This is a genomic window from Flavobacterium macrobrachii, from assembly GCF_014486675.1.
GTDB lineage: Bacteria > Bacteroidota > Bacteroidia > Flavobacteriales > Flavobacteriaceae > Flavobacterium > Flavobacterium macrobrachii.
The window spans coordinates 22,548-29,775 of the sequence record NZ_JACTAC010000043.1 but is presented as its reverse complement, the minus strand read 5'-3'; the positions used below and the strand labels follow the sequence as shown (position 1 = coordinate 29,775).

The window sequence follows — 7,228 nt, the reverse complement described above, 5'->3', positions numbered from 1 at the left end:
ATTAACTAATCAAACTTATAAAATCATCTTCCGAAATAATAGAAATCTTTAATTGACTTGCTTTTTCTAATTTGGCTGGTCCCATATTTTCACCAGCAATTACAAAATCGGTCTTCGCCGAAATAGAACTTCCTACTTTTCCACCGTTTTCTTCTATGGCTTTTTTCAAATCATCGCGAGAAAATTTTTCAAAAACTCCCGAAACCACAAATGTTTTTCCAACCAATTTCTCCGTAGCATTTGGGTTGTGCTTTTCAATTATTTCAAATTGAACTCCAAATTGTTTTAACCGCTCAATTATTCTAATGTTTTCTGGATTGTCGAAAAACTCAATTACACTTTGCGCAATCTTCTCACCTATTTCATCTACCAAAATTAAATCCATCAAAGAAGCATTTCGAATAGCATCAATATTCTTATAATGTTTTGCCAATTTTTTAGCAACAGTTTCGCCAACATATCGAATTCCTAATGCATATAAAACTCTTTCAAAAGGAATTTCTTTGGATTTTTCAATTCCATTTACCAAATTTTCAGCTGATTTTTGCGCCATTCGTTCCAATGGAATTACATCATCAACTTTCAATTCATACAAATCAGAATAATCTTTTACCAAATTATTATGGAATAACAAAGCAACCGTTTCTCCACCAAGTCCTTCGATATCCATAGCTTTTCGCGTGATATAATGCTGAATTCTACCTATAATTTGTGGTGGACAACCATAAAAATTTGGACAATAATGATTGGCTTCGCCATCTTTTCGTTCCAATTCTGAATTACATTCTGGACAATTAGTAATGTATTTTGTGACTTCAGCGTTTGGATTTCTTTTATCTAAATCTACCGCTATAATCTTTGGAATAATTTCGCCTCCTTTTTCTACAAAAACTTCATCGCCAATTCTAATGTCTAATTTTTCAATTTGATCTGCATTATGCAAAGAGGCGCGTTTTACAATAGTTCCAGCCAATTGTACTGGTTCAAGATTAGCAACTGGAGTTATCGAACCTGTTCGTCCAACTTGATAGGAAATTGAATTCAATTTAGTAGAAACTTGTTCGGCTTTAAATTTATAAGCCATTGCCCAACGTGGCGATTTTGCCGTATAACCTAATTCGTCTTGATGCTGAAAACTATTTACTTTAATAACAACTCCATCCGTTTCATAAGGTAAATCGTGACGATGTTTGTCCCAATAATTTATGTATTCAAAAACTTCCTCCAGATTATTCGCTAATTTTGATTCCTTTGGAACTTTGAAACCCCAGTTTCTTGCGGCTTCCAAACTTTCATATTGCGATGAAATACCAAGGTTATTTCCAACAATAAAATATAATAAACATTCCAAAGGACGTTTGGCTACTTCTGCACTATCTTGCAATTTCAAACTTCCTGAAGCGGTATTTCTCGGATTAGAATAAGGCGTTTCTCCGATTTCAATCAACTCTTGGTTCATTTTTTCAAAACCTTCAAGAGGCAAAATAATTTCGCCTCGAATATCAAATCGGTTAGGAAAACTACCTTTTAGTTGAAGTGGAATTGATTTTATAGTTTTGATATTATTCGTTACATCATCGCCTTGAAAACCGTCTCCACGAGTTACAGCACGTTTTAATTTTCCGTTTTCGTATGTAATACTGATTGATGCACCGTCATATTTTAATTCACATGTATATTGCAACGGAACATTTCCTAAAACTTTTTGAATTCGAGTTTCCCAATCGGTTAAATCGTCTACTGAATAAGAATTGTCCAACGAATACATTCTATAATCATGAACAACGGTTTGGAAATTTTTAGTGATTGTTCCGCCAACGCGTTGTGTTGGAGAATTTTCATCAAAAAATTCAGGATGTTGATTTTCTAATTCTTGAAGTTGTTTTAGTTTTTTGTCAAATTCAAAATCGGAAATGGTTGGATTATCTAATACATAATAATTGTGATTATGTAAATTGAGTTCATCTTTTAAATCCTGAATGTTTTTTTGAATATCCATAAAATAAATTGGCTATTTTAGTTGCAAATTGTGTGCACTAAAATAGCCAATATTTTTGAAAAGCAACAAACTTTTATCGCTGAATAATTCCGTTGATTTGAAGGTATAATTGTCCGTCGCTTAGTATTGCACCTTGAGAAATCAAATCAAATAATGCTATATTTCGTTCTTGTTCGTATTTTTTTTTACCGATATGAATTTCAACTAAATCGGTAAACATATTTTCGCTTAACCATTGTAATCCTTCTTTTTGCATAAAATCTGTTTCTGGAAGTACCGATTTTAAAACAATCGACTGAATTAATTTTTCTTGGCAATGAAAAAGGAAAACATAGTTTTTTGAAAAATGTTCCAAATATTGAGCATTGGTCAAAACGCCTTCCCAAATCAAATCAGAGAAAACATCTAATTCTTGTTCAGCAACTTCGGTTTTTTCTTTTTTAATCAAATCCCATTCGGCTTTGTCTATTGATTGTGTTGCTAAGAAATTGCTAAATTCTTGGTGCAATGCTTCAAATTGTTCTTTGGTTAATCTTTTGTATTTCATAATCATTAGTTGCAAAGTGTCAAAATTGCAAAGTTTTGTTCTGTAATTTGTTTTTTAGCCCCAATTGAAACGTCATCCTTTTTTGTTTTTTTCTAAACAAAAAAATACAGTAAAAAGCGGGATTGCTTCAAAAAAAAATCCCGACTTACATCGGGACTTTAAGATTTTGTATGCTGAGATATTATTTCTCAGCTACAATTTCGTATGGTAATTCAATAACTACTTCTCTATGTAATCTTACAGTTGCAGCATATTTACCTGTACGTTTTACAACACCGCTTGTGATGAATTTTCTATCGATTGGTTGACCAGCAATTTCTAAAGCCGCAGCAATATCAATGTTTGTGATTGAACCAAATAATTTTTCTCCACCAGCTTTTGCTGTGATTTTAATTTCTAAAGCTTTTAAAGCTTCAGCTAATTTTTTAGCATCGTCAACAATTTTAGCTTCTTTGAAAGCTCTTTGTTTTAAGTTTTCTGCTAAAACTTTTTTTGCAGAAGGAGTTGCTAATTGAGCAAAACCTTGAGGTATTAAAAAGTTACGACCATATCCAGGTTTTACTGTTACTAAATCGTCTTTAAATCCTAAATTTTGAACGTCTTGTTTTAAGATCAATTCCATGTTGATGTCCTTTATTTGAGAAGTTAGCCCACCTTGGCGAGGCAACAACTGTTTGTTTATATTATTTTAATAAATCAGCTACGTATGGCATTAGGGCTAAATGACGAGCTCTTTTTACCGCAACTGATACTTTTCTTTGGTACTTTAATGAAGTTCCTGTTAAACGACGTGGAAGAATTTTTCCTTGCTCGTTAACGAATTTTAATAAGAAATCCGCATCTTTATAATCGATGTATTTGATTCCTGACTTTTTGAAACGACAATACTTTTTAGTTTTGTTTGTGTCAATATTTAAAGGTGTAAGATATCTGATATCTCCGTCTTTTTTTCCTGAAGCTGATTGTTGCAAATTTGACATAATAATTAAGCTTTAGATTCTTTTAATTTTGTTCTTCTTCTTTCTGCCCAAGAAATAGCGTGTTTGTCTAAACTTACAGTTAAGAAACGCATAACTCTTTCGTCACGTCTAAACTCAGTTTCAAATGCAATAAGAACTTCTGGAGCTACTTGGAATTCGAATAAATGGTAAAAACCACTTTTCTTATTTTGGATTTCGTAAGCTAATTTTTTCAAGCCCCAATCCTCTTTTGATAACATCTTTGCTCCTCTGCTAGTAAGAAAATCTTCAAATTTGCTTACTGTTTCCTTTACCTGAACTTCAGATAAAACGGGATTTAAGATGAAAACAGTTTCGTAATGATTCATAATAAAATGTTTAAAATTTTAAATTGGGCGCAAAAATAAACATTTCTTTTTAATATTCAACACAAAACCTCCACAAATCGTCTAAAAGTAAAAAATATCGCTTAAAAGCAAAAATAATCGATGAAATGCTTGGTGGTTCAAAAAAATCTATATATTTTTACATCACCAAATCTATAATAAAAGAAATTATGAAATTAAATTGTGTCGTAGTTGATGATAGTTCTATTCAAAGAATGATCATTGCAAAGTTAGTAAATAATCATCCCAATTTACATTTAGTGGGTGATTTTTCTAATGCAATTGAAGCAAAAAATTGCATGTCGGTTCATACTGTTGACCTGATCTTCTTAGATATTGAGATGCCAGTCATTAGTGGATTTGATTTTTTAGATGGATTAAAAGTAAAACCACAAATTATTTTTATTACATCAAAGGCAGAATATGCTATGAAAGCATTTGATTATGATGCTACAGATTACTTACAAAAACCTATTGCTTTGGATCGTTTCAATTCATCTGTTAGACGAGCAATGGAATTCCACATGCTTAAAAGAGAAAATCAAGAAGAAGACGGAGAACACATTTTTATAAAAAGTAACCTTAAAAAATTAAAAGTTTACACTAATAAAATCAAATGGATTGAAGCTTATGGTGATTACGTAAAAGTAGTTACCGAAGAAGATAGCAACTTGGTTCTTTCAACAATGAAGTCATTCGAAAAAGATTTACCAAGCGATAAATTCATCAGAGTACACAAGTCTTACATTATTAATATAGACAAAGTAGAGCGTTTTAACAGTAAATTCGCAGAAATTGGTGTAACAAAAATACCTTTAAGTCGTAACAAAAAAGAAGATTTAATAAAAGCATTAGCACTTGCTTAATAAAAATCAACGTTTACAGAAACTTTAATTGCTCTGTATTGCACAACCGTATCAAAACTATTCAGAACTTTCTGGATAGTTTTTTTTGTATTTTGCAAATTCGTTTCGTTTGGTATTTTCACCATTATTGTTCTGATGTACTCATTTCTAATTCTACCAATCGCTGGTTCTTCTGGACCAAGAACAGGAACAGCTAGATTTTGTTGCAAAACCTGATACAACCACATTGAACCTTCTTTTAATTTTTCAAAATCGCGATGTTTTAGTGTTAAACGAATTAATCTAAAAAACGGCGGATATTTATAAATCTGTCGTTCATAAAGTTGCTCTTTATACATTCCTTCATAGTCATTTTTAGAAACTTGCTGAATAACGTTGTGCAACGGATTATAGGTTTGAATAACCACTTTTCCTCTTTTTTCAGAACGTCCTGCTCTACCCGATACTTGCGTTAGCATTTGATAACTTCTTTCAAAAGCACGAAAATCGGGATGATACAACATATTATCGGCATTCATCACGCCAACTAACGAAACATTATCAAAATCCAAACCTTTGGCTAGCATTTGGGTTCCAACCAAAACATCAATTTCACGATTTTTAAATCCGTCGATAATTTTTTCAAAGCTGTATTTTCCGCGAGTAGTATCTTGATCCATTCGCTTTATGTTCTTCGTTGGAAACAATTCGGCTAATTCTAATTCAATTTGTTCCGTTCCAAAACCTCTGGTTTCCAAATCTACGCTTGAACACGCATGACAATTCGTTGGTTTTGCAATACTATGTCCACAATAATGACAACGCAACTGATATTTAAATTTATGAAATGTCAAACTCACGTCACATTGCGGACATTGCGGCACGTGACCACAAGTCAAACACTCAATCACGGGAGAAAATCCACGACGATTTTGAAATAAAATTACTTGTTCGCCATTAGAAAATGCTTCGGTGATTTGTTCAATTAATGTCAAACTGAAATGACCTTTCATTTTTTTTCTAAAATAGCTGTCTTTTAAATCAACTAATTCAATGTCGGGCATTTGTACTTTTCCGAAACGTTCTTTTAAATAAACTAAACCAAATTTTCCTGAAGTTGCATTATAATAGGTTTCAATACTTGGCGTTGCCGAACCCAGTAAAACTTTTGCTTGATGAGAATTCGCTAAAACAATTGCCGAATCACGAGCGTGATATCGTGGCGCTGGATCGTGTTGCTTGAACGTTGCTTCGTGTTCTTCGTCAACAATGATTAATCCCAAATTTGAAAAAGGTAAAAACAAAGCTGATCTTGCACCAATAACAATTTGAGCTTTCTCGGAGTTTTGAAGCACATTTTGCCATACTTCTACTCTTTCATTATTATTATACTTCGAATGAAAAACACCAACTTTATTACCGAAATATTGCGTTAATCTTGAAACCAATTGCGTTGTTAAAGCAATTTCTGGTAGGAGATATAAAACCTGTTTTCCTTCCTTATTATAGGTATCGATTAATTTGGTATAAATCTCGGTTTTTCCACTAGACGTTACGCCGTGAAGCAAACAAACCTCTTTTTTGGTAAATGATTTTTCAATTTCGTCAAATGCTGTTTGTTGCGCTTGACTTAAATCGAGTTGATTTTCGGTTTTGTTTTTATCAAAATTTACTCTATCTTGCTGAATATGATATTCTTCAAAAATATTTTTTTCGACCAATGATTTTACAATCGATGATGACGCGTTGGCTGTTTCGGTTAATTGTTTTATCGAAATAGGATTTTTTTGTTGTGCTTGCAATTGAAAATACTGCAAAACTAGATTTTTTCTTTTATCAGATTTTAAGTTATCCAAAAGTTCGACTAACTTATTTTCTTCCTGATAATCCTGATGCAAACGAATGTATTTTACAAATTTTGGTTTGTATTCTTCCTGAACTTCTTCTTGTAACGAAATTATACCTTTAGTTAATAGCTTTTGAATTACTGGAAAGACCGTTTTCTTATTCAAGATAGCTACAATATTTTGAATTTTTAACGACGATTGATCTTGTAATGCTTCGTAAATTAGAAACTCATCGTCGGACAATTCGGTTTGATTGACAACAGTTGCAGTTTGTAACGTGATGATGGTTTCGCTTTCTAAAACCAATGCCGAAGGCAATGCACCACGATAAACATCACCAATGTTACACATATAATAGGAAGCAATCCAAAACCAATGCTTGATTTGGAGTTCGTTTACAATTGGTTTTTCATCAAGGATTTGATGAATTTCTTTGGCTTCGTATAAGGTTGGCGGATTTTGATGTAAATCGATTACCAAAGCTGTATAGACTTTGTTTTTACCAAATGGAACGGCAATTCTCATTCCTTTTTTTATAAAATAATATTCAGCTTCTGAAACCTTGTAAGTAAAGGTTTTAGGTAGTGATAACGGAACTATTACTTCTATAAAATAATTCATAAAAATGGTTTAAAAAATGCCTAC

Annotated in this window: 7 protein-coding genes; 1 reads left to right on the top strand and 6 read right to left on the bottom strand. The window is 32.2% G+C overall.

Annotated elements, in window-relative coordinates:
* Position 1 precedes the first annotated feature (1 nt).
* The 5 genes from ligA to rpsF all read right to left on the bottom strand — a co-directional run bounded on the left by ligA (position 2) and on the right by rpsF (position 3,873).
* On the bottom strand, positions 2-1,999 hold the full coding sequence (gene ligA, locus IAI56_RS10305; RefSeq protein WP_187657795.1) for an NAD-dependent DNA ligase LigA: 1,998 nt from the start codon (positions 1,997-1,999) through the stop codon (positions 2-4).
* Between the two features lie 73 nt (positions 2,000-2,072).
* Positions 2,073-2,546, bottom strand: a complete 474-nt coding sequence (locus IAI56_RS10300; protein WP_187657794.1) for a DUF6495 family protein — start codon at positions 2,544-2,546, stop codon at positions 2,073-2,075.
* A 181-nt stretch (positions 2,547-2,727) separates the two neighbouring features.
* On the bottom strand, positions 2,728-3,168 hold the full coding sequence (gene rplI / locus IAI56_RS10295; RefSeq protein WP_187657793.1) for a 50S ribosomal protein L9: 441 nt from the start codon (positions 3,166-3,168) through the stop codon (positions 2,728-2,730).
* Positions 3,169-3,229: 61 nt separating this feature from the next.
* Complete coding sequence (gene rpsR, locus IAI56_RS10290) at positions 3,230-3,526, bottom strand: 30S ribosomal protein S18 (protein ID WP_169525016.1); 297 nt, start codon at positions 3,524-3,526, stop codon at positions 3,230-3,232.
* A gap of 5 nt (positions 3,527-3,531) precedes the next feature.
* Positions 3,532-3,873, bottom strand: a complete 342-nt coding sequence (gene rpsF, locus IAI56_RS10285) for a 30S ribosomal protein S6 (protein WP_187657792.1) — start codon at positions 3,871-3,873, stop codon at positions 3,532-3,534.
* Positions 3,874-4,061: 188 nt separating this feature from the next.
* On the opposite strand from rpsF, the gene IAI56_RS10280 reads away from it, so the two are divergent.
* Entirely contained in the window at positions 4,062-4,757 is a 696-nt protein-coding gene (locus IAI56_RS10280; RefSeq protein WP_187657791.1) for a LytR/AlgR family response regulator transcription factor, read from the top strand.
* Here IAI56_RS10280 and priA read toward each other — a convergent pair.
* Complete coding sequence (gene priA / locus IAI56_RS10275) at positions 4,754-7,204, bottom strand: replication restart helicase PriA (protein WP_187657790.1); 2,451 nt, start codon at positions 7,202-7,204, stop codon at positions 4,754-4,756. The genes IAI56_RS10280 and priA overlap by 4 nt on opposite strands.
* Between the last annotated feature and the right edge of the window lie 24 nt (positions 7,205-7,228).